General features: G+C 64.1%; 15 protein-coding genes and 2 pseudogenes. 10 read left to right on the top strand and 7 right to left on the bottom strand.

Features of this window, described 5'->3' with window-relative positions:
- Positions 1–2: 2 nt before the first annotated feature.
- The 4 genes from AC1DZU_RS11485 (at position 3) to ppa (ending at position 2,928) form a co-directional block, all read left to right on the top strand.
- Positions 3–887 (top strand): TPM domain-containing protein, encoded by an 885-nt coding sequence (locus tag AC1DZU_RS11485; protein WP_477284655.1) that lies wholly within the window; start codon positions 3–5, stop codon positions 885–887.
- A gap of 9 nt (positions 888–896) precedes the next feature.
- Positions 897–1,535 (top strand): TPM domain-containing protein, encoded by a 639-nt coding sequence (locus tag AC1DZU_RS11490; protein ID WP_477284657.1) that lies wholly within the window; start codon positions 897–899, stop codon positions 1,533–1,535.
- A 240-nt stretch (positions 1,536–1,775) separates the two neighbouring features.
- Positions 1,776–2,282: an N-acetyltransferase family protein gene (locus AC1DZU_RS11495; protein ID WP_477284659.1), complete on the top strand. Its 507-nt coding sequence runs from the start codon at positions 1,776–1,778 to the stop codon at positions 2,280–2,282.
- Between the two features lie 112 nt (positions 2,283–2,394).
- Complete coding sequence (ppa, locus tag AC1DZU_RS11500; RefSeq protein WP_457150615.1) at positions 2,395–2,928, top strand: inorganic diphosphatase; 534 nt, start codon at positions 2,395–2,397, stop codon at positions 2,926–2,928.
- A gap of 221 nt (positions 2,929–3,149) precedes the next feature.
- On the opposite strand, the pseudogene AC1DZU_RS11505 reads toward ppa, so the two are convergent.
- Together AC1DZU_RS11505 and AC1DZU_RS11510 are read right to left on the bottom strand one after the other, a co-directional pair.
- Positions 3,150–3,715 (bottom strand): annotated as a pseudogene (locus AC1DZU_RS11505) (hypothetical protein).
- A 45-nt stretch (positions 3,716–3,760) separates the two neighbouring features.
- Positions 3,761–4,378, bottom strand: a complete 618-nt coding sequence (locus tag AC1DZU_RS11510) for a TetR/AcrR family transcriptional regulator (RefSeq protein ID WP_095084415.1) — start codon at positions 4,376–4,378, stop codon at positions 3,761–3,763.
- 73 nt (positions 4,379–4,451) lie between these two features.
- Between AC1DZU_RS11510 and AC1DZU_RS11515 the strand changes: the two genes are divergently transcribed.
- Both AC1DZU_RS11515 and AC1DZU_RS11520 read left to right on the top strand, forming a co-directional pair.
- Complete coding sequence (locus tag AC1DZU_RS11515; protein WP_477284662.1) at positions 4,452–5,735, top strand: MFS transporter; 1,284 nt, start codon at positions 4,452–4,454, stop codon at positions 5,733–5,735.
- A 152-nt stretch (positions 5,736–5,887) separates the two neighbouring features.
- On the top strand, positions 5,888–7,462 hold the full coding sequence (locus tag AC1DZU_RS11520) for an alkaline phosphatase D family protein (RefSeq protein ID WP_477284664.1): 1,575 nt from the start codon (positions 5,888–5,890) through the stop codon (positions 7,460–7,462).
- A gap of 45 nt (positions 7,463–7,507) precedes the next feature.
- Here the strand turns inward: AC1DZU_RS11520 and AC1DZU_RS11525 are convergent, their stop codons facing one another.
- Positions 7,508–7,789, bottom strand: a complete 282-nt coding sequence (locus AC1DZU_RS11525) for a hypothetical protein (protein ID WP_477284666.1) — start codon at positions 7,787–7,789, stop codon at positions 7,508–7,510.
- A 197-nt stretch (positions 7,790–7,986) separates the two neighbouring features.
- Between AC1DZU_RS11525 and typA the strand changes: the two genes are divergently transcribed.
- Positions 7,987–9,816: a translational GTPase TypA gene (typA, locus tag AC1DZU_RS11530; protein WP_477284668.1), complete on the top strand. Its 1,830-nt coding sequence runs from the start codon at positions 7,987–7,989 to the stop codon at positions 9,814–9,816.
- A gap of 65 nt (positions 9,817–9,881) precedes the next feature.
- On the opposite strand, the gene AC1DZU_RS11535 is transcribed toward typA, so the two are convergent.
- Positions 9,882–10,508 carry a DUF1062 domain-containing protein gene (locus tag AC1DZU_RS11535; protein WP_477284670.1) on the bottom strand — a complete coding sequence of 209 codons (627 nt, stop codon included), beginning with the start codon at positions 10,506–10,508 and terminating at the stop codon, positions 9,882–9,884.
- A 394-nt stretch (positions 10,509–10,902) separates the two neighbouring features.
- Between AC1DZU_RS11535 and AC1DZU_RS11540 the strand changes: the two are divergent.
- Positions 10,903–11,513, top strand: a pseudogene (locus tag AC1DZU_RS11540) (LysE family translocator).
- Positions 11,514–11,611: 98 nt separating this feature from the next.
- Here AC1DZU_RS11540 and AC1DZU_RS11545 read toward each other — a convergent pair.
- Together AC1DZU_RS11545 and AC1DZU_RS11550 are read right to left on the bottom strand one after the other, a co-directional pair.
- The gene (locus tag AC1DZU_RS11545; protein ID WP_477284672.1) at positions 11,612–11,935 is read right to left on the bottom strand and encodes a YciI family protein; all 324 of its coding nucleotides are present in this window, start codon (positions 11,933–11,935) and stop codon (positions 11,612–11,614) included.
- Positions 11,936–12,066: 131 nt separating this feature from the next.
- Positions 12,067–12,630, bottom strand: a complete 564-nt coding sequence (locus AC1DZU_RS11550) for a peroxidase-related enzyme (RefSeq protein ID WP_477284674.1) — start codon at positions 12,628–12,630, stop codon at positions 12,067–12,069.
- 135 nt (positions 12,631–12,765) lie between these two features.
- On the opposite strand from AC1DZU_RS11550, the gene AC1DZU_RS11555 reads away from it, so the two are divergent.
- Positions 12,766–17,556 (top strand): NAD-glutamate dehydrogenase, encoded by a 4,791-nt coding sequence (locus AC1DZU_RS11555; protein WP_477284676.1) that lies wholly within the window; start codon positions 12,766–12,768, stop codon positions 17,554–17,556.
- Positions 17,557–17,829: 273 nt separating this feature from the next.
- Complete coding sequence (locus AC1DZU_RS11560) at positions 17,830–19,206, top strand: MFS transporter (protein WP_477284678.1); 1,377 nt, start codon at positions 17,830–17,832, stop codon at positions 19,204–19,206.
- Between the two features lie 152 nt (positions 19,207–19,358).
- On the opposite strand, the gene purH is transcribed toward AC1DZU_RS11560, so the two are convergent.
- Entirely contained in the window at positions 19,359–20,975 is a 1,617-nt protein-coding gene (gene purH, locus AC1DZU_RS11565; protein ID WP_477284680.1) for a bifunctional phosphoribosylaminoimidazolecarboxamide formyltransferase/IMP cyclohydrolase, read from the bottom strand.
- Positions 20,976–21,042: the final 67 nt, after the last annotated feature.

Consider the following 21,042-nt stretch of genomic DNA (forward strand, 5'->3'; position numbering starts at 1 on the left):
GCATGACAACACCCACCGTCAGCCTGTCGAGACCCTGCCGGTTCGCCGCGGCAGTCCTGGTGGCCGTGGCGGCGCTGTTCGTCGGGTTCACGGCCTTCGCCGCCCAGCTGCCGGCGCTGACGGGGCGTGTCGTCGACAATGCCGGCATTATCGACCCCGCCACCAAGGCGGCGCTGACGCAGAAACTCGCCGATTTCGAGACAAAAGGCTCCGACCAGATCGTCGTCGCCACCATCAACAGTCTCGACGGCGAGGAGATCGAACCCTACGCCAACCGGCTGTTCCGCTTCTGGAAACTCGGCCAGGCCGGCGAGAACAATGGCGTGCTTTTGCTGGTCGCCAAGAACGACCACAAGATGCGCATCGAGGTCGGCTATGGGCTGGAAGGCACACTGACCGACCTGCACACCAAGCTGATCATCGAAAACGACATGGTGCCGGCTTTCCGCGCCGGCGACTTCTCCGGCGGCATCAGCAAGGCCGTCGACGACATGGTTATGGTGCTGGAAGGCAATCCGGAGGAGCTGGAGGCGCGCGGTCAGCGCAATCCCGCCCATAACAGCATGCCTATCGACCCCATCGTCGCGGTGTTCCTGATCCTGTGGGGCACAATGTTCTTCGGCGGGTTGGCGATGGCGTTCCTGCCGCCGATGTTCGGCACAAAGCTGTCGCCGGGCGTGTACAAATGGCTGGGCATGACGTTTCGTTACGGCCGCGGACCGAGCGGATCCTCGGGCAGCAGCTGGACAACGGGTTCGTCGTCGGGCAGCGGCTGGTCGTCGGGAAGTTCCGGTGGTGGTGGGTGGTCGTCCGGCTCAAGCAGCGGCGGCGGGTTTTCGGGTGGCGGTGGCTCATCCGGTGGTGGCGGTTCTTCAGGAAGCTGGTGAGACAAGATCATGGCGACACGACCGATCAGCCCGGAAGATCATGAGCGCATCGCCGCCGCGATCCGTGCCGCCGAAGCCCGGACCGATGGCGAGATCTATTGCGTCATGGCGCATGCCAGCGACGGCTATTTCTTCCCGGCCGCCTTCATGGCGACGGCAGGCATGCTGATCGTCAGCCTTGCCGTTGGTTATGGGCTGGAGGCCTGGTGGCTGTCGATCCGGCTGCCGCATTTCGTCATCGCCCAGCTGCTGGCGCTGGCCTGCGTGCTGGCCTTGTTGTGGGCGCTGCCCGGCCTGCGCATCCATCTGGTACCAAGGTGGATGCGTTATCAGGCGGCGCACGCCAATGCGATCAAGCAGTTCCTCGCCCGCAACGTCCACCGCACCGCGGCGCGCACCGGCGTGCTGGTCTTCGTCTCGATCGCCGAACGCTACGCCGAGGTGGTCGCCGATTCGGGCATCGATGCCAAAGTCGGCCAGCATGTCTGGGATGGCGTGGTGCGCGACTTGACCGCGCATGCCGGCGACGACCGGCTTGCCGATGGCTTCGTCAAAGCGATCGAAACGGTGGGCGCGGTGCTGGCCGAGCATTTCCCGGTCACGTCGGGCGACACCAACGAACTCGACGACCATCTTGTCGAGATCTGAGAGCCTGCCTGCAAACGCTACTCAGCCGGACGCCTGGCGCGGTTTTCTGCGCTTCCGATGCTCACGGACCTGAAAGTCCGCGGCTTCGGTTCTCGAAAACCACGCCATCCATCTCGGCTGAGCGCGTTTTCAGACAGGCTCTCGCCGATGTCACCGACGCGATGATCGTCTGTGAGAAAGCGGTCGGCGGGTCGCGCTGACTCTTGCAATCGGGCAATGCGGGTTTATGGTTAAGAAATCATGAATACGCTGACGATCGACATAAGGAAGGCCGAACCGAGCGACGCAGGCGCCATCGCCGAGGTGCACCTGCAGGCCTGGCGCGGCGCCTATTCCGGCATCATTCCACACCGCACGCTGACATCGATGATCAACCGCCGCGGCGCCGATTGGTGGGCGAATGCCATCCGCCGCGCCGCCACCGTGCTGGTCGTCGAAATCGGCGGCGAGATCGCCGGCTATGCCACGATCGGCAAGAACCGGGCCCGGGAACTCAGGCAGCAAGGCGAAATCTACGAACTGTACCTGCGGCCCGAATATCAGGGCATCGGGCTAGGCAGCCGTTTGTTCGCGGCAGCCAGGGCGCGTCTGGTCGATCACGGGCTGAAGGGCATGGTGGTGTGGGCGCTGGAAGACAACCAGAACGCGCTCACCTTCTACGCCGGCGCCGGCGGCCGTGACGTTGCCGAGGGTGTCGAAATCTTCGAGCAGAAGGCGCTGAAGAAGGTCGCTTTCGTCTGGGAATGACGCCCGGCCTTTCGGCTGCTTTGTCCACCTGGCCCTACCCAGCACCATTCGCCGCATTGCGCCGCCGCGCCGCGCCCGCTATCGATCTTTCATCGATAAGAGGGACAAAGCCATGCGCATTGAAGCCATAGCCAGCGGAAAGAATCCGCCTGAGGACGTCAACGTCATCATCGAGGTGCCGATCGGCGGCGAGCCGATCAAGTACGAGATGGACAAGGAGGCCGGCACGCTGTTCGTCGACCGCTTCCTGCACACCTCGATGCGCTACCCCGGCAATTACGGCTTCGTGCCGCACACGCTGTCGGGCGACGGCGATCCGATCGACGTGCTGGTCTGCAACACCCGTGCCTTGGTGCCGGGCTGCGTCATCAATGTCAGGCCGATCGGCGTGCTGATCATGGAAGACAATGCCGGCCAGGACGAAAAGATCATCGCCGTGCCGTCACCCAAGCTGACGCTTCGCTACGAGAACGTCACAGAGTACACGCAGCTGCCCGACATCACGCGCCAGCAGGTGCAGCACTTCTTCGAGCACTACAAGGATCTCGAGCCCGGCAAATGGGTCAAGATCGAAGGCTGGCACGATTCCAAATACGCCAAGAAGATGATCCTCGAGGCAATCGCGCGGGCCAAGGCAAGCAAGTAGCTCAGCTTCGTCATCCCAGGGCGGAGCGGGAGCGAAGCGACGCGCAGACCCTGGGATCCATGCCGTGATACCTGTCGCGGACGCGGCGGAACAGAATTCTGCACCGCTGCGGCGTTGTGATTTCGCGGCATGGATCCTCGGGGTCTGCGCTGCGTCGCTACGCTCCTTGCTCCGCCCGTGGATGACGAAGTTACGGGCGCTGCGGCCAATCTCCGACGAGCTTAGTTGTCGACGCGGCCGAAAGCCGGCACGTTGCCGACGACGGTGTGCCGATCCTTGCCGCAGGCGAACGTCCGCGCTTTGTCGTCAGCCAGTTTGCGCGCCTGAGCACCAGGCCGACCGTGCAGCCATCGCGGGCGTCCATCTGGCCGACCTTGGCGACGAGCAGCACCTCGGTCGGCTTGTTTTCGTCGTCCGGGTTGCTGATCGAGCGGCGGTGGATCGCGGCAAAGGGCACAGCCTTGTCGCCCGTGGTTTCGATGCGCCACTCGATCCTGGCGCCGGACGAATTGAAGCCGGAGAAACTCTCCCAGACCGATGTCATGTCGCTGCCGGGCGGAAAGCCATAAAACAGCGATTCGCGCGCGTCGTCATAGGCGATCAGAACGGGGTAGCCGCGATAGCCCGAACAGGCGAGATCGGCCCAGTCGCCGTCGCCTTCTTCGGCCTGCGCGTAGGTCACGCAGTCCTTCTTCCAGTCGAGATCGGTATAGGCGCTTGAGATGTCGCTGGCCTGCGCAGCCTGGCAGAAACCGGCCAAGACGAACGGGATCAGAAGCGCGCGCATGGCCGACAAACTCCGTTGCAAGCCATCGCAGCGTAGCGTCAAACACTATTTCTTCAAGCTCGCTTCAATCAGAAGATCGGCGTTGCGGGCGACCGATTGCGCCGGGCCGCCGAGCCCGAACAGCTGGCCGCTGATATAGGCGCCTTCGATCAGCAGCAGCAGGCCGTCGCCCAGCGTATCGGGATCCTGCGCACCCATTGCAACCGCCATGGCGCGCAGGCGGCGGCGCAATTCCTGCTTGTTGGCCTCGCTGACTACGCGGGCCGGATGGCTGTGTTCGGGGTACTCGACCGCGGCATTTGTCATGCCGCAGCCGCGATAGTCCGCCACCTGCGTGCGCTTGCCGATGCGGGTCAGGAAAGCCTTGATCTGCGCACGCGGATCGCCGGGATGGGCGGCGACCGCCTCATCGAAACGCTCCCAGTATTCCTGGTCGTACTGCCTGAGATAGGAGGCCGCCAGCTCATCCTTGGAGGGAAAGCTGCGATAGAGGCTGGGCTTGGTGACGCCGGCGCGCTTGACGATCTCGTCGACGCCGATCGCCCTGATGCCGCGCCGGTAGAACAGCTCGTAGGCCACGTCGAGGATCTTCTTGGCAGCCTTCGGTGGCGCCGATGCATGACCGTCGCTGATGGTCAGTTCAATATTTTTGTCCGTTGGCATCATGGAACTCGATTGACAATGTTACCGATCGGTACGTATACATCCTCCCATCAGCAACGTACCGGTCAGTAACATGATAGCTCAATCCCGTCCGTTTGGCCAGCGCTACGCTTTCGTCGTGGTTGGCGTCATCTTCCTCTGCCTGCTGGTCGCGGCCGGCCTGCGCTCGGCGCCCGCCGTCATGATGCTGCCGCTGGAGAACAGTTTCGGCTGGCGCCGCGACGTCGTTTCGCTGGCCGCCGGTGTCGGCATCCTGCTCTACGGCCTGACCGGGCCGTTCGCCGCCGCCCTGATGGAGCGGATCGGGCTGCGCCGCACGTTGCTTGCCTCGCTGGTGGTGATGTCGGGCTCGACCGCGCTCAGCCTCTTGATGACCAAGCCCTGGCATCTGTTCATCACCTGGGGCGTGTTCTCGGGCATTGGTTCCGGCGCTGTCGCCAGCGTGCTCGGCGCCACCATCGTCAACCGCTGGTTCAAGACCAATCGCGGCCTTGTCATGGGGCTGATGTCGGCCTCCAGTGCCTCAGGCATGCTGGTGTTCCTGCCGCTGATCGCCTCGCTGGCACAGTCGGGCGGCTGGCAGCCGGTTGTCATTGCCGTTTCGATCGCCACCGCTGCTCTGGTGCCGCTGGTCTGGCTGCTGGTGCCGGAACGGCCGGCTTCGATCGGCATGGTGCGCTATGGTGCTGCGGCCGACGATGTGCCGCCGGTGTCACCGGCTTCGCAGGGCAATTTCCTCGCACACACGTTCTCGACGCTGCGCCGCGCGGCCGGCACGCGCGTGTTCTGGTATCTGTTCGCCACCTTCTTCGTCTGCGGTTTCACCACCAACGGGCTGGTCGGCACGCATCTGATCGCCTTCTGCGGCGACATGGGCATCGGCGAGGTGCAGGCCGCCGGCCTGTTGTCGATGATGGGCATTTTCGACCTGATCGGCACGACGCTGTCGGGCTGGCTCACCGACCGCTACGACCCGCGCAAGCTGCTCGGCGTCTATTATGGGATCCGTGGCCTGTCGCTGATCTACCTGCCCTATTCCGGCTTCTCGGCGACCAGCCTGATCATCTTCGCGGTGCTTTACGGCCTCGACTGGATCGCCACTGTGCCGCCGACGCTGAGGCTTGCCAACGAGGCATTCGGCGACCGCAGCGGCCCGATCGTGTTCGGCTGGATCGTCGCCGGACATCAGATCGGCGCAGCTGCTGCCGCTGCCTTCGGCGGCACCATGCGCGAGTTGCAGGGCAATTACGAGCTGGCCTTCATGGTCGCCGGCATGACGGCAATCGCCGCCGCCTGTATCTCGCTGTTGATCAACACCAGCCGACCGGCCTTCGATCCGGAACCGCAAGCGGCGTAAGGGTGACTGGGTGCGGCTCTCCCTTCCCTATGAGGAGAAGGGAGAACGTGCCCTGCCTGTTGGTTGTTATCAAACCGTCATGGTTTCGAGATGCGCCTGAAACATTGAGGCTGGACCTTGGTGGCACCGTTCAAGCCATCCAGGAGACAGCCATGAACAAGCTCTCGATGACCCGCCGTGCTTTCGTCACCTCGGCCAGCGCCGCTGGCCTGGTCGGCGCATCAGGCCTGGCAATGCCATACTATTCACGCGCCAGCCAGCGCCCGGCCTTCACCCATGGCGTGCAGTCAGGCGATGTCGACGCCATCAGCGGCATGGTGTGGACGCGCACGGATCGGCCGTCGCGCGTCATGTTCGAAGTGTCGTCGACCGAAAGTTTCACTGATGCCGTCCGCCTGGCGCCGCTCGATACCTCGCCGGCCAGCGACTATACGGTCAAGCGTCTGCTCACCGACCTCGCTTCCGACCAGGACATCTTCTATCGCATGACGGCAGCCGATCTCGCCGACATCAATGCAGTTTCCGAGCCGATCACCGGCCGCTTCCGCACCGCGCCCGCTTCCAGGCGCGACATCAAGTTCGCCTGGTCGGGCGACACCGCCGGCCAGGGCTGGGGCATCGACGAGACCGGCATGAAGACCTACGCCACGATCGCCAAGCACACGCCCGATTTCTTCCTGCATTCGGGCGACACCATCTATGCCGACGGCGCCATGAAGGACGAGGTCGACCTGCCCGGGGGCGGCAAGTGGAAGAACGTCGTACTGATCGACGGCAAGCGCAAGGTCGCCGAGACGCTGGACGAATACCGGGACCAGTGGAAATACAACATGATGGACAAGAACGTGCTGGGCCTCAGCGCTATCTGCCCGACGTTCTACCAGTGGGACGACCACGAAGTGCTGAACAACTGGTCGGATTCGAAGGATCTCAGCGCCGACAACCGGTACACCGAGAAATCCATCCATGTGCTGGCGGCACGCGCGGCGCGTGCGTTCCATGAAATGACGACGATCCGCTACGAACCGTCCGAACCGGGCCGCGTCTATCGCAAGATTGCCTATGGGCCGCTGCTCGACGTGTTCTTCCTCGACATGCGTTCCTATCGCGGCCCCAACGGCCCGGACATGCAGGATGAGATGACGCCGCAATCGCGCATGCTCGGCGAACAGCAGACGAAATGGCTGAAGCGCGAACTGGCAAATTCGAAGGCAACCTGGAAAATCATCGCCGCCGACATGCCGCTCGGCCTCGTCGTCTGGGACGATGCCGCCAAGAAGGCGGGTGCCGAAGCGGTCAGCAACGGCGACAACGGCCCGGCCAAGGGACGCGAGCTCGAGATCGCCGACCTTTTGCGCTTCATCAAGAACGCCGGCATCAGCAACACCGTCTGGCTGACCGCCGACGTGCACTACACCGCCGCGCACTACTACAATCCCGACAAGGCGCAGTTCCAGGATTTCAATCCGTTCTGGGAATTCGTCTCGGGCCCGATCCATGCCGGCACGTTCGGCCCGAACGCTTTCGACATGACTTTTGGTCCGGAGCTGAAATTCATCAAGGCGCCAACCGCCGAGCAAGGCCAGAACCTGCCGCCGTCAGCCGGCCTGCAATTCTTCGGGCTGGTCGATATCAATGGCGCCAGCGAGCAGATGACGGTGCGGCTGATGGATCGCGACGACAACGAACTCTACAAGGTCACGCTCGACCCGGTGCGGTCGGCGTAAGCCGACCTTCGTCATCTCTGGGATGACGACCGCTGCCGGCGGTCGTCAGTCGGGATAGCAGACCATCGGGATTTTCGGCCAGACGGCGGTGTCGCAGTTGGCGGCGTCCTGCCTTTGCTTGAAGGCGGCGCTGACCGGGCCGGTCACCATCGGGTCGACGCCGTCGGGCGCGTCGGCGAAGACCTGCTCGGCGGATGGCGCAACGGTTGGCAAGGCCGGCCGCGCTTCCTTCTGCGTCGCAGCCGACTGCGCGGCGTTGGCCGCCAGCAGGACGGCAAAGGCAACAGACGCGATGAGCGGCCAAAATCGGTTGAGTTTATCGGTCATAACGTTCGAACTGCCCGGGCCTCGAAAGGTTCCCGCCTTGGTTAACAAAATCATCTCACACGCAGATGCTTAAGATTTGATGAGTATTTGGTATCGCGCGTCCTCTTTCGCAACTGCGAAAAACCCTGTATGAGCCGCGCAACCGAAAGAGGCAGCGCCTTTTGGCCTGCTGCCTGCAACGCTTCCGAGACCAGAACATGAAAATCCGTAATATCGCGATCATCGCGCACGTCGACCATGGAAAAACCACCCTCGTCGACCAATTGCTCCGGCAATCCGGCTCCTTCCGCGACAATCAGCGCGTCGCCGAGCGCGCCATGGATTCCAACGACCTCGAAAAGGAACGCGGCATCACGATCCTGGCCAAGGCGACCTCGGTCGACTGGAAGGACACCCGCATCAACATCGTCGACACGCCCGGCCACGCCGATTTCGGCGGCGAAGTCGAGCGTATCCTGTCGATGGTGGATTCGGCCATCGTGCTGGTCGACGCCGCCGAAGGGCCGATGCCGCAGACCAAGTTCGTCGTCGGCAAGGCGCTCAAGGTCGGCCTGAAGCCGATCGTCGTCATCAACAAGATCGACCGTCCGGACGCCCGCCATGTCGAGGTGGTCAACGAGGTGTTCGACCTGTTCGCGGCGCTCGACGCCACCGACGAGCAGCTCGACTTCCCGATCCTCTACGGTTCAGGCCGCGATGGCTGGGTTTCGGAAAATCCGGAAGGCCCCAAGGACCAGGGCCTGGCGCCGCTGTTCGATCTCGTCATCAAGCATGTGCCGACGCCGACCGTTCATCCCGGCCCGTTCCGAATGATCGGCACCATCCTGGAAGCCAATCCGTTCCTTGGCCGTATCATCACCGGCCGCATCGAGAGCGGCACGCTGAGATCCAACCAGCCGGTCAAGGTGCTGCACCATGACGGCACGCTGGTCGAGACCGGCCGTATCTCCAAGATCCTCGCCTTCCGCGGCCTCGAGCGCCAGCCGATCGAAGAAGCCCAGGCGGGTGATATCGTCGCCATCGCCGGCCTCTCGAAGGGCACCGTCGCCGACACGTTCTGCGACCCGTCGGTGACCGAGCCGCTGCATGCGCAGCCGATCGATCCGCCGACCGTGACCATGTCCTTCCTCGTCAACGACAGCCCGCTTGCCGGCACCGAAGGCGACAAGGTGACCAGCCGCGTCATCCGCGACCGCCTGTTGCGCGAGGCCGAAGGCAATGTCGCGCTGAAGATCGAGGAATCGCCGGACAAGGATTCGTTCTTCGTCTCCGGCCGCGGCGAATTGCAGCTGGCCGTGCTGATCGAGACCATGCGCCGCGAAGGCTTTGAAATCGCCGTGTCGCGGCCGCGCGTCGTCATGCAGAAGGGCGAGAACGGCGAATTGCTGGAGCCGGTCGAGGAAGTCGTCATCGACGTCGACGAGGAGCATGCAGGCATCGTCGTGCAGAAGATGTCGGAGCGCAAGGCCGAGATGGTCGAGTTGCGCCCTTCCGGCGGCAACCGCCAGCGCATCGTCTTCCACGCGCCGACGCGCGGCCTGATCGGCTACCAGTCGGAACTGCTGACCGACACGCGCGGCACCGCCGTCATGAACCGGCTGTTCCACGCCTACGAGCCCTACAGGGGCGAATTGCCGGGCCGCACCAACGGCGTGCTGATCTCCAACGAGCAGGGCGAGGCGGTAGCCTATGCCATGTGGAACCTGGAAGACCGCGGCCCGATGGTCATCGATCCCGGCGTCAAGGTCTATCAGGGCATGATCATCGGCATCCATAGCCGTGACAACGACCTCGAAGTGAACGTGCTGAAGGGCAAGAAGCTCACCAACATCCGCGCCGCCGGCAAGGACGAGGCGGTGAAGCTGACCCCGCCGATCCGCATGACGCTGGAACGCGCGCTGGCCTGGATCCAGGACGACGAGCTGGTCGAGGTGACGCCGAAGACCATCCGCCTGCGCAAGCTCTATCTCGACCCGAACGAGCGCAAGCGCTTCGAGAAGTCGGCCAAGGCAGTCGGCGCCGCGTAACCTTATTTTCTTTTTCTCACAGCTGAGAGGGGCGGAGTGCACAAGTGCTTCGCCCCTCTCTTCATTCACCCGCCGGCGGCCGAGATGATGGCCTGACGATCGGGTTGGCCGGCGAGGTCGACGCGGATCGTGGTCCCCGCGCGGGCCGGCTTGCGCAGGGCTTTGGCGCCGTCAGGGTCCACGACCAGCAATCGCCTTTCTTCCAACGTCTGAAGCCGGGATCGCGAGAGGCCGAGTTCGCTGGCGAGCAGCCGGTCAAGCCGCAGCGATGTCGGCATTTCGAGCCCAAGCTGGAGTTCCAACACGGTTGCGGCCTCTTGAGGGGAGCCAAGCATTTGTTTGCGGACGACGACGTCGGAAAATTCTTCGACGCGTCCCACGCGGCTGCGCAGCGCAACGACATCGAACGCATGGCGCCGGGCAAGCGTTGGATCGTTGTTTTCGAGCGCCACGAGCCGAGCCGGTTCGATGTCACGGCGGTTGCAGCGCTCCAATATGCCGAAATTCCAGGAATTGTCGCAGTCGATGCAACGATAGATCAGCCAGACGTCGATGCGCTTGCCGTTGGCGTTGACGCGGAATTTTTCGCTGCAGCGATAGGCCTTCAAGGTGCCGCAGCGATTGCAGTTGATGAGTGGTCGAGGTGCGGTCTTGGGCGCGATCGCCCAGCGGATACTCGATAGTCCAGACATGCCGATAAGCCCTTCCCGTCGGGAAGTTCATCAGGTCGGCAATGTCGAGATGCCCATGCGGGGCGCGGCGTGGCGGCAGCTAACTATGATCGGAAATCGGGTGTCACGGCGGAAAGCCCGCGACAGCGGTTCAGCAGTGCCAAACCGGTCTCGAACCGCCGCCCAGAGGAACACATGAAATGAAAACAGGCACCGCGAATTGCGGCGCCATGCAGTGTGTCGGGGGAGTTGACGAGACCGGCGGTTACTGAGGCAAAGTGACGCTCGAAAATGTTTCGCGGCGGTTCTTCTAGCTGCGAGACGCTGGAGGTGCAAGGCACCTGATTGCCTTTGCCCGCGTTACAGCTGTCGGGTTAGTGTGGCGGATCGAACCTCTTGAGCAGGGATCCTGACCATGCACCTCACCTCGCTGCTGATCTTCGCCGCCGCCTTGTTTGTTGCCGCCGGCTCGCCGGGGCCGTCGATCGCGGCGCTCGTCGCGCGGGTCATCTCGAAAGGGTATCGCGACGTGTTCCCGTTCCTGCTCGCCATGTGGATCGGCGAGGGCATCTGGCTGTCGTTGGCGGTGTTCGGGCTGGCTGTCGTGGCGCAGAGTTTCACTTCGCTTTCGTTGTCGTGAAATGGATCGGCGTCGCCTATCTCGCCTATCTCGCCTTCAAGATGTGGACCGCGCCGGTCGACGCCAAGGCAGGCGAGATGCCGCGCGAGGATTCGCCCGCAAAACTGTTCTTCGCCGGCATGGCGGTGACACTTGGCAATCCCAAGATCATGATGTTCTACTTGGCGTTGCTGCCGACGATCATCGACCTCGCGTCGGTCAGCATCATCGGCTGGGTCGAATTGACGGCGACCATGGCGGTGGTCCTCATCGTCATCAATCTCGCCTGGGTGCTCGCCGCCTCGCAGGCGCGCAAGCTGTTGAAGAGCAAGCGCGCCATGAAGATCGCCAACCGCGTCAGTGCCACGACGATGGCCGGCGCCGCCGCGGCGATCGCGGCGCGGTGACAGGGCATGAACCTGAACCGAGGGACTGCGTCAGCGAAAGCGGGAACGTTTTTGCTTCGCCGACCCTCGGCAGGAGAGATCACGCTTAAAATGGCGCGTCACATCACTTCAATGATCGGCGCGATCTCGACGCTGAAAGCAGGGTCCATAAGGATAGGACAATCCTTGGCCTTGCCGACGGCATCGTCGATGTCCTTTGCTTCGACGATCGTATAGCCGGCGGTTGGATTGCTGCCGCCATTGTTCTCGACCTTGCCCCCTGACAGCACCATCTTCGACATGCCGACGGGATTGCCGCCGTCGACCACGGCCGAGCCGAGCTTGCCGTACCAGTTCGTCCAGGCGTCCATTGCCGCCTGCCGTTCGGCCTCCTCGGTCGGCATCTTGCCCGAGCCGTGATAGACGTAGAGAAACTTCGCCATGTTCTCCTCCCTTGATCAGCGGCATCGAACCGGCATGCGGTCCACACCGCCTGGCAATCATCGGACCAAAGTGGCGAACATGCAACGAGAATGCTAAGCAGCTAATATAGGGTGAGGCTGACTCCAGCCACTCACCTCGCCATCGCGTGGTATTCGTCGTTCGGCCGCATGTCGATTGCCGCCGCCACGCGGTTCGACATGTTGAAGAAGGCCGCGGTCGAGGCGATGTCCCAGATGTCGCGATCGGTAAAGCCGGCGTTGCGCAGTGCCGCCCGATCAGCCTCGACGACCTTAGCCGGCTCTTCCGTCAGCTTGACGGCGAATTCGAGCATTGCGGCCTGCCCCGGCGATAGCTCGGCGGCGCGGAAGTTCATCACCATCATCTCGCCGAGCGTCGGGTCACCGGACAACTGGCGCACCGCCGCGCCATGCGCGGTCAGGCAATAATAGCAATGGTTGATCGAGGAGACGGCGACCGCGATCATCTCGCGCTCCAGCTTCGACAGGCCGGATTCTCCCAGCATCAGGTCGTTGTACATGTCGGTGAAGGCCCGCAGCTTCTTGTCGTCGAAGGCATAGGCGCGCAGCACGTTGGGGACGAGCCCGAGCTTCTCCTCGCATTTGGCGAAATAGGCTTTTGTCGCCTCGCTCAGCTCTCCCGAAGCGAGGTCAAGCGCAGTGATTTTGCCGGTCATGGGGTCGTTTCTCCTCGTCGGGCGGTGTCCTGTCACCGAATTCCGATAATTCTTGACAAGCCGTCAAACCTTTGTCGCCAAACAGCGCTCATCTGCTACCATAGTCACAAAAGCATGCGACGGGAGGAATGGCACATGGCCAGCGTGAAAACCGCAGCGAAGTCGAAGAAAAAAGCCACCGCGGCGACAAAAACGGAGGAAAGACCAACAAGACTCGCTGACTACCTGCTCGCCCGCGCGCCGGCCGAAGACATTGCCGCCTACGAGGCGGCCGACCTCGAACGCGCCGCCGATCTCGCCGGCCAGGCGGTCGCCGGCCACAAGAAAGGTGAGTGCGTCGTCGCCGTCGATGCCGATTCAGGCGTCGTCCGCGAGGGCCGCCCTGTGACCGTGATCACGGTCGTCAACGACAACATGCCGTTCCTGTTCGATTCCATCCTCGGCGAGATCACCGAAAGCGCCGGCGAACCGACCTTGGTCACCCACCCGGTCATCACCGTTCGCCACGGCAAAGGCGGTGTGGAAGAAATCCTCGGCGACGGCAATTTCGCCAAGGACGACGGCAGCCACAACCGGCTGAGCGTCATCCATGCCCATATCCCGCGGCTGACCGCCGAGCAGGCGGCCGGGTTGACCGAGCGGCTGCGCAAGATGCTCGGCCAGGTGCACGCCGCCGTCCATGACTGGCGGCCGATGCTGGCCCGCCTCGATCAGGCTATCTCCGAGTTCCGCTATTCGGCGGTGCCGCTTGACAAGAAGAGCGTTGCCGAGGCGATCGCCTTCCTGGAGTGGCTGCGCGACGACAATTTCACCTTCCTCGGCATGCGCGAATTCAAATACACCGGCGGCGAGGAAAGCGGCACGCTGGAGCGCGCCGACAAGCCCGGTCTCGGCATCCTGTCCGACCCCGACGTGCTGGTGCTGCGGCGCGGCACGGAAGCGGTGACGACAACGCCGGAAATCCGCGCCTTCCTGCATGGGCCGGAGCCGCTGATCGTCACCAAGGCGAATGCCAAGTCCTCGGTGCACCGCCGCATCTATCTCGATTACATCGGCGTCAAGACCTATACGTCCAAGGGCACGCTGGCGGGCGAATTGCGCATCGTCGGCCTGTTCACCTCGACCGCCTACACGCGCTCTGTGATGAAGATCCCGTATCTGCGGTCGAAGGCCGAAACCATCATCGCCAAGTCCGGCTTCGACCGGCACGATCACTCCGGCAAGGCGCTGATCAATGTGCTGGAGAGCTATCCGCGCGACGAGTTGTTCCAGGTCCCGGTACCGATCCTGAAGAAGCACGCCGCAGCCATTCTCGGCCTCGTTGAGCGGCCGCGGGTCAGGGCGCTGGTGCGCGTCGACCAGTTTGATCGTTTCGTCTCGATCCTCGTCTTCGTGCCGCGCGACCGTTACGACAGTGTCGCGCGCGAGAAGATCGGCAGCTATCTCAAGACCGTGTTCGAAGGCCGGCTGTCGGCCTATTATCCGGCCTTCCCCGAAGGCGGGCTGGCGCGTGTCCATTTCATCATCGGCCGCTCTGGCGGCAAGACGCCGAAGGTCGAGCAAGCGGCGATCGAGGCGGCTATCCGCGACATCGTGCGCACCTGGGAGGATGCCCTTTCCGATGCGGCGGACGCCAATGGCGGTAACCAGGCTTTGAAGAGCATCGCCGCTCGGCTGCCGGAAAGCTACCGCGATACGTTCAGCGCGGCGGTGGCGCTGGCCGATGCGGGGCGCATCGCCAAGATCAGCGCCAGCAATCCGATCGCCATCGACTATTATCGCAATGCCGAGCAGAAGCCGCATCAGGCGTCTCTGAAGATCTATCACCACGCCAGCCCGGTGGCGCTGTCGCGGCGCGTGCCGGTGCTGGAAAACATCGGCTTCCGGGTCATCAGCGAGCGCACCTTCGAGGTCGGCGACGACCAGTCCGGCATGGTCTTCATCCACGACATGGAGCTTGAGAACAGCTACGGCAAGTCGATCGACCTTGCCGACGGCGGCGCGCTGTTCGAGGACGCATTCCTGTCTGTCTGGCGCGGCGACGTCGACAATGACGGCTATAACGGCCTTGCCCAGACCGCAGGCCTGTGGTCGGGCGAGATCACCATCCTGCGCGCCTATGGCCGCTATCTGCAGCAGGTCGGCATTCCGCAAAGCCAGGACTTCATCGCCGCCGCGCTCAACCGCTATCCCGATATCGCCCGCGGCCTGCACGCCCTGTTCATCGCCCGGCTTGGCCCGACGGCCGAGGCCGAAGGCGTGGTGGCGGCAAAGCACCTCAAGGCCAAGATCAAGGATGCGCTGGAAGATGTGCCGAACATCGACGACGACACCATCATCCGCCGCTACCTCAATCTGATCGAAGCCTCGCTGCGCACCAATCATTTCGTTGCCGATACGAAAGAGAAAGGCCAGTCGCTGGCGATCAAACTCGATTCGCATGCGGTCGACGGCTTGCCGGCGCCGCGGCCGTGGCGAGAGATCTTCGTCTACGGTTCCGAGGTCGAGGGGCTGCATCTGCGCTTCGGCCCGGTGGCGCGTGGCGGTCTGCGCTGGTCGGACCGCGCCCAGGACTACCGCACCGAGGTGCTCGGCCTGGTCAAGGCGCAGCAGGTCAAGAACGCCGTCATCGTGCCGGTTGGCGCCAAGGGCGGCTTTTTCCCCAAGCGCCTGCCGGCGGGCGGCAGCCGCGATGCGATCTTCGAGGCCGGCACCTCGGCCTACAAGAACTTTGTCTCCAGCCTGCTGTCGATCACCGACAATATTGGCCTCGACGGTGTCATCCCGCCGGCCGGCGTCGTGCGCCGCGACCCGGACGATCCATATTTCGTCGTTGCCGCCGACAAGGGCACCGCGACCTTCTCCGACACCGCCAACGCCATCAGCGAGAAGCACGGCTTCTGGCTCGACGACGCCTTCGCCAGCGGCGGATCGGCCGGCTACGACCACAAGAAGATGGGCATCACCGCCAAGGGCGCCTGGGAAGCGGTCAAGCGGCATTTCCGCGAGATGAACCGCGACATCCAGACCACACCCTTCACCGTCGTCGGTGTTGGCGACATGTCGGGCGACGTGTTCGGCAACGGCATGCTTTTGTCGCCGAAGACCAGGCTGATCGCCGCCTTCGACCACCGCGACATCTTCATCGATCCCGATCCCGACATGGCGGCGTCGATGGCCGAGCGCGAGCGCATGTTCGCCCTGCCGCGTTCGAGCTGGCAGGACTACGACAAGACCAAGCTGTCGGAAGGCGGCATCATCGTGTCGCGCAACCAGAAGTCGATCACCTTGCCGGCGGCAGCGGCGGCGGCGATCGGTCTGGCCAAGACGACCGCGACGCCGGTCGAGATCATGGGCGCCATCCTCAAGGCGCCGGTCGATCTGCTCTGGTTCGGCGGCATCGGCACGTATCTGAGGGCATCCGGCGAAACCAACGCCGAGGTCGGCGACCGCGCCAACGATGCCGTCCGCATCACCGCGCTCGACGTGCGCGCCAAGGTGATCGGCGAGGGCGCCAATCTCGGCGTGACGCAGCGGGCCCGCATCGAGTTCGGCATGAATGGCGGCCGCTGCAACTCGGACGCCATCGACAATTCGGGCGGCGTCAACTGCTCCGACGTCGAGGTCAACATAAAGATCGCGCTGGCTTCGGCCATGCGCAAGGGATCGTTGACGCGCCCGGCGCGCAACAAGCTGCTGGCCGAAATGACCGGGGAGGTTGGCGGACTGGTGCTGTCCAACAATTACGAGCAGACCCTGGCGCTTTCGATCGCCCGCAAACGCGGCCTCGCCGACATCGCGCATCAGAGCCGCTTCATGACGGCGCTGGAGGGACGCGGCCTGCTCGACCGCGCCGTCGAGACGCTGCCGTCGCCGGCGGCGCTCGCCGAGCGCGAAGCACGCGGCGAGCCGCTGACCAGGGCCGAGCTCGGCGTGTTGCTGGCCTATGCCAAGATCGTGCTGTTTTCCGATATCGTCGCCAGCGACGTGCCGGACGACGCGCATTTCGATCGCGACCTGATGGGCTATTTCCCGGACCGGATGGCGAAGAAATACGCCGCCGAGATCAACGGCCACCGGCTGCGCCGCGAGATCATTGCCCGGGTCGTCGCCAACGACCTGGTCAATCGCGGCGGCCCGTCCTTCGTCAACCGGTTGCAGGAAGCGACCGGCCGCACCGCCGCCGACGTGGTGCGTACCTTCGCGGTGGTGCGCGACGGTTTTGCCTTGCCGGCGCTCTATCGCGAGATCGACGCGCTCGACAATCTCATCGACGGCCAGGTGCAGCTCGATCTCTACCAGGCGGTCAGCCGGCTGATCTACGTGACCAGCGGCTGGTATCTCAAGAACGATGCCGGCACCGCACCGCTTGGCCAGCGTATCGCCGAATTGCAGGAAGCCCGCAAGGCACTGGAGCCCAAGCTCGTTTCGCTGCTGCCGGCCTTCTCGCGCGAGCGTATCGAGGAAAAGCGGCACGGGCTGTTCAAGAGCGGCGCGCCGGAAAAGCTGGCCGGACAATTGGCGCTGAACGAGGTGGCGGAGCTTATCCCCGACATCGCGCTCACGGCGCGCACGGCCGGTGCCGACATCGTCGCCGCGGCCAAGGCGTTCTTCGCGGTCAGCGATGCCTTCCGCATCCCGCGTGTCGAGGACGCGGCGCGTTCGATCACGCCCTCCGACTACTACGATCAACTGGCGCTGTCGCGCGCCACCGACACGATCGGCTCAGCCCGGCGCGGCATTGCGGTGGCGGCACTCACCGGTCATGCGACGGCCGCGGATCCGGTGGCGGCCTGGCTGGAAGCTGGCGGCGAGCGGGTGGCGCGCATCCGCGAGCGGCTGCAAGCGCTCACCGAAGGCGGCGACATCACCGTGTCGCGGCTCTCAGTCGCGTCCGGGCTGATGAGCGATCTGACGGGAATGTGATTCGCTTCGCGAGGCTGGCGCTGCCCCTTATCCGGCTGCCGCCACCTTCTCCCCGTATGACGGGGAGAAGGGAGCCTGTCACGATTGTTTGCGCCTTACTGCAACGCTGATTGTCGGCGAAACCGTCGATGACGGCGTCTTTCTCCCCGTCACAATACGGGGAGGAATGCCCGCCAGGGCAATGAGGGCGGCGCCATGGTTGTTCGTTTGCATGAGCACGGGAAACATGCAGACATGGCGCGCGACGCGTGGAGCAGACCCTGAGGAGGGGACATGACCGAGGTAACAGTGCAGCGTGCGTCCGGGCGCGGCATCTGGGGATGGATGTTCTTCGACTGGGCGGCGCAGCCGTTCTTCACTGTCGTCACCACCTTCATCTTCGGCCCCTATTTCGTTTCGCGCATGGCGAGCGATCCCAATACCGGCCAGGCGGTCTGGGGCTATGGCATTGCCGCGGCCGGGCTGGTCATCGCCGTGCTGTCGCCGATCCTCGGCTCGATCGCCGACCAGACCGGACCGCGCAAGCCATGGATCGCGTTCTTCGCCGCGATCAAGATCACCAGCCTTTGCCTGTTGTGGTTCGCGGCCCCCGGTTCCAACCTGTTCCTCATCGTGGCGCTGTTCTCGCTGGCTTCGGTGGCGGCGGAATTCTCGACCGTGTTCAACGATTCGATGATGCCGCGCCTGGTGCCGAAAAGCGAAATCGGCCGCATCTCCAACATCGCCTGGGGCCTCGGTTATCTCGGCGGCATGATCGCGCTGATCTTCGTCGTTACCTGCATGGCCGGCTCGCCCGAGACCGGCAAGACGATCATCGGCCTCGACCCACTGTTCGGCCTAGACCCGAAACTCGGCGAGGACGCGCGTGCCACCGGGCCGCTGTCGGCCGGCTGGTACTTCCTGTTCATCCTGCCGATGTTCTTCTTCACGCCGGATGCCATCAAGGGCATCCCGATCGGGCCGGCGGTGCGCGAAGGCCTGTCGGAGTTGAAATCGACGCTGGCCGAGGTGCGCCAGCGTGGCGGCATCTTCCGCTTCCTCGTCGCCCGCATGATCTACCAGGACGGCGTCAACGCGCTGCTGGCACTGGGCGGCACCTTTGCGGCGGCGATGTTCCACTGGTCGATCACCGAGATCGGCATGTTCGGCATCATCCTCAATGTTGTCGCCATCCTCGGCTGCTGGGTCGCGGCGCGCCTCGACACCGCGCTCGGATCCAAGGCGGTGGTGATGATTTCGCTGGTCATGCTGTCCATCGCCACCGTCGGCGTCGTCTCGACCGGTCCGGGCTTCACGCTGCTCGGCCTGATACAACTCTCGACGGCAGATTCGGGCGGCCTGTTCGGCACCGCGGCTGAAAAGGCCTACATCCTGTACGGTCTGTTGATCGGCCTGGCCTTCGGGCCGGTGCAGGCGTCGTCGCGCTCCTACATGGCGCGTAGCGTCACGGCGGCGGAATCCGGCCGCTATTTCGGCATCTATGCGCTGGCCGGGCGGGCAACCAGCTTCCTGGCACCGTTCCTGGTGGCAACCATCACCGCCGTCAGCGGCTCGGCGCGGCTCGGCATGGCGGTGATCATCCTGTTCCTGGGCATCGGCATGGCGATCCTGATCAGGACGCCGTACCCGGCGGACCAGCCGGTGGAATGAGAGACGTTCGATAATTCTACTCCGCCGGCCGCCTGGCGCGGTTTTCTGCGCTTCCGGTGCTCACGGACTTGAATGTCCGCTCCGCTCCGGTTCTCGAAAACCACGCCATCCGACTCAGCGGAGCGAATTCTCAAACATCTCTCTGCCGGCAGCTAGTGCCGGAAGTGTCTCACGCCGGTAAACACCATCGCGATGCCGTGCGCGTCGGCGGCGGCGATGACGTCGTCGTCGCGCATCGAGCCGCCGGGCTGGATGACGGCGGTGGCGCCGGCTTCGATCGCCGACAGCAATCCATCGGCGAAGGGGAGGAAGGCGTCGGAGGCGACAACCGAGCCCTTGGTCAGCGGTTCGGCAAGGCCCGCCGCCTCGGCCGCGTCGAGCGCCTTGCGCGCGGCAATGCGCGAGGAATCGACCCGGCTCATCTGGCCGGCGCCAATGCCGACGGTGGCGCCGTCCCTGGCGTAGACGATGGCGTTGGACTTGACGTGCTTGGCGATGCGGAAGGCGAATTTCAGGTCGGCCATTTCGGCCGCTGTCGGTGCGCGCTTGGTCACCACTTTCAGCTCGAGGTCGTCGACCACGGCATTGTCCCTGCCCTGGACGAGCATGCCACCAGCGACGGATTTGACCGTCGTGCCAGGCGTGCGCGGGTCCGGCAGGCCGCCGGTTACCAGCAGGCGCAGGTTCTTCCTCGCCGCGACGATTGCGGCGGCCTCGTCGGTCGCGTCGGGTGCGATGATCACCTCGGTGAAGGTTTTCACGATCTCCTCGGCGGCTTCGGCGTCGAGGGTGCGATTCATGGCGACGATGCCGCCGAAGGCCGAGACCGGATCGCAGGCGAGCGCCTTGGCATAGGCTGCCTTCAGCGAGGCACCTTCAGCGACACCGCACGGGTTGGCGTGCTTGATGATGGCGACGGCGGCGGAGCGGTTCGGGTCGAATTCGCCGGCCAGTTCGAAGGCGGCATCGGTGTCGTTGATGTTGTTGTAGGAGAGCTGTTTGCCCTGCAGCTGGCGCGCCGTGGCGACGCCAGGCCGCTTGTCGCCATTGACGTAGAAGCCGGCGCTCTGGTGCGGGTTCTCGCCGTAGCGCATCACCTCGACCAGCCTGCCGCCAAAGGCGCGCCACATCGGATGCTCGATCTCCAGGGCCTCGGCGAACCAGCCAGAGATCGCCGCGTCATAGGTGGCGGTGCGGGCAAAGGCCTTGGCCGCCAGCTTCTTGCGGAAATCCAGCGACAGCGAGCCGATGTTCATCTCCAGCGCGTTCAGCACCGAGGCATAGTCGCCGGGATCGGTGACGATGGCGACATAGGCATGGTTCTTGGCCGAGGCGCGGATCATCGCCGGGCCGCCAATGTCGATGTTCTCGACAATCGCGGCATAGTCTGCGCCGGAGCGGCGGACCTCCTCGAACGGATAGAGATTGGAGACGACGAGATCGATCGGCTCGATGCCGTATTTGCGCATCGCAGCCGAGTGCTCGGGGTCGTCGCGCACGCCAAGCAGCCCGCCATGCACGCTGGGATGCAAGGTCTTGACGCGACCATCCATGATTTCGGGAAAACCGGTGAGCTCGGAGACGTCACGCACCGCCAGGCCCGCCTCGGCGATCGCCTTTGCGGTGCCGCCGGTCGAGACCAGCTCGACGCCGGCCGCCGCCAGCGCCCTGGCGAAATCGATCAGTCCGGTCTTGTCGAAGACGGAGAGCAGGGCGCGACGGACCGGAACGAGGTCAGGTGCTGGAATGTTCTTGGCGGCGACGGCCATGGGCTGGCGGCCTTTCACGGCTGGTGTGGTGGTTGCCCGCGCCGTAGCACATGACATCGGGAAATCA

This window comes from Mesorhizobium sp. P2_A12 (assembly GCF_056405075.1).

Excerpts from the sequence above, each read along its gene's own strand:
- AC1DZU_RS11490 (WP_477284657.1), top strand. The coding sequence starts at position 897 with ATGGCGACACGACCGATCAGCCCGGAAGATCATGAGCGCATCGCCGCC.
- AC1DZU_RS11510 (WP_095084415.1), bottom strand. The coding sequence starts at position 4,378 with ATGCCAACGGACAAAAATATTGAACTGACCATCAGCGACGGTCATGCA.
- purH (WP_477284680.1), bottom strand. The coding sequence starts at position 20,975 with ATGGCCGTCGCCGCCAAGAACATTCCAGCACCTGACCTCGTTCCGGTC.
- AC1DZU_RS11495 (WP_477284659.1), top strand. The coding sequence starts at position 1,776 with ATGAATACGCTGACGATCGACATAAGGAAGGCCGAACCGAGCGACGCA.
- AC1DZU_RS11520 (WP_477284664.1), top strand. The coding sequence starts at position 5,888 with ATGAACAAGCTCTCGATGACCCGCCGTGCTTTCGTCACCTCGGCCAGC.
- AC1DZU_RS11525 (WP_477284666.1), bottom strand. The coding sequence starts at position 7,789 with ATGACCGATAAACTCAACCGATTTTGGCCGCTCATCGCGTCTGTTGCC.
- AC1DZU_RS11485 (WP_477284655.1), top strand. The coding sequence starts at position 3 with ATGACAACACCCACCGTCAGCCTGTCGAGACCCTGCCGGTTCGCCGCG.
- AC1DZU_RS11545 (WP_477284672.1), bottom strand. The coding sequence starts at position 11,935 with ATGGCGAAGTTTCTCTACGTCTATCACGGCTCGGGCAAGATGCCGACC.
- typA (WP_477284668.1), top strand. The coding sequence starts at position 7,987 with ATGAAAATCCGTAATATCGCGATCATCGCGCACGTCGACCATGGAAAA.
- AC1DZU_RS11560 (WP_477284678.1), top strand. The coding sequence starts at position 17,830 with ATGACCGAGGTAACAGTGCAGCGTGCGTCCGGGCGCGGCATCTGGGGA.
- AC1DZU_RS11535 (WP_477284670.1), bottom strand. The coding sequence starts at position 10,508 with ATGTCTGGACTATCGAGTATCCGCTGGGCGATCGCGCCCAAGACCGCA.
- AC1DZU_RS11550 (WP_477284674.1), bottom strand. The coding sequence starts at position 12,630 with ATGACCGGCAAAATCACTGCGCTTGACCTCGCTTCGGGAGAGCTGAGC.
- ppa (WP_457150615.1), top strand. The coding sequence starts at position 2,395 with ATGCGCATTGAAGCCATAGCCAGCGGAAAGAATCCGCCTGAGGACGTC.
- AC1DZU_RS11515 (WP_477284662.1), top strand. The coding sequence starts at position 4,452 with ATGATAGCTCAATCCCGTCCGTTTGGCCAGCGCTACGCTTTCGTCGTG.
- AC1DZU_RS11555 (WP_477284676.1), top strand. The coding sequence starts at position 12,766 with ATGGCCAGCGTGAAAACCGCAGCGAAGTCGAAGAAAAAAGCCACCGCG.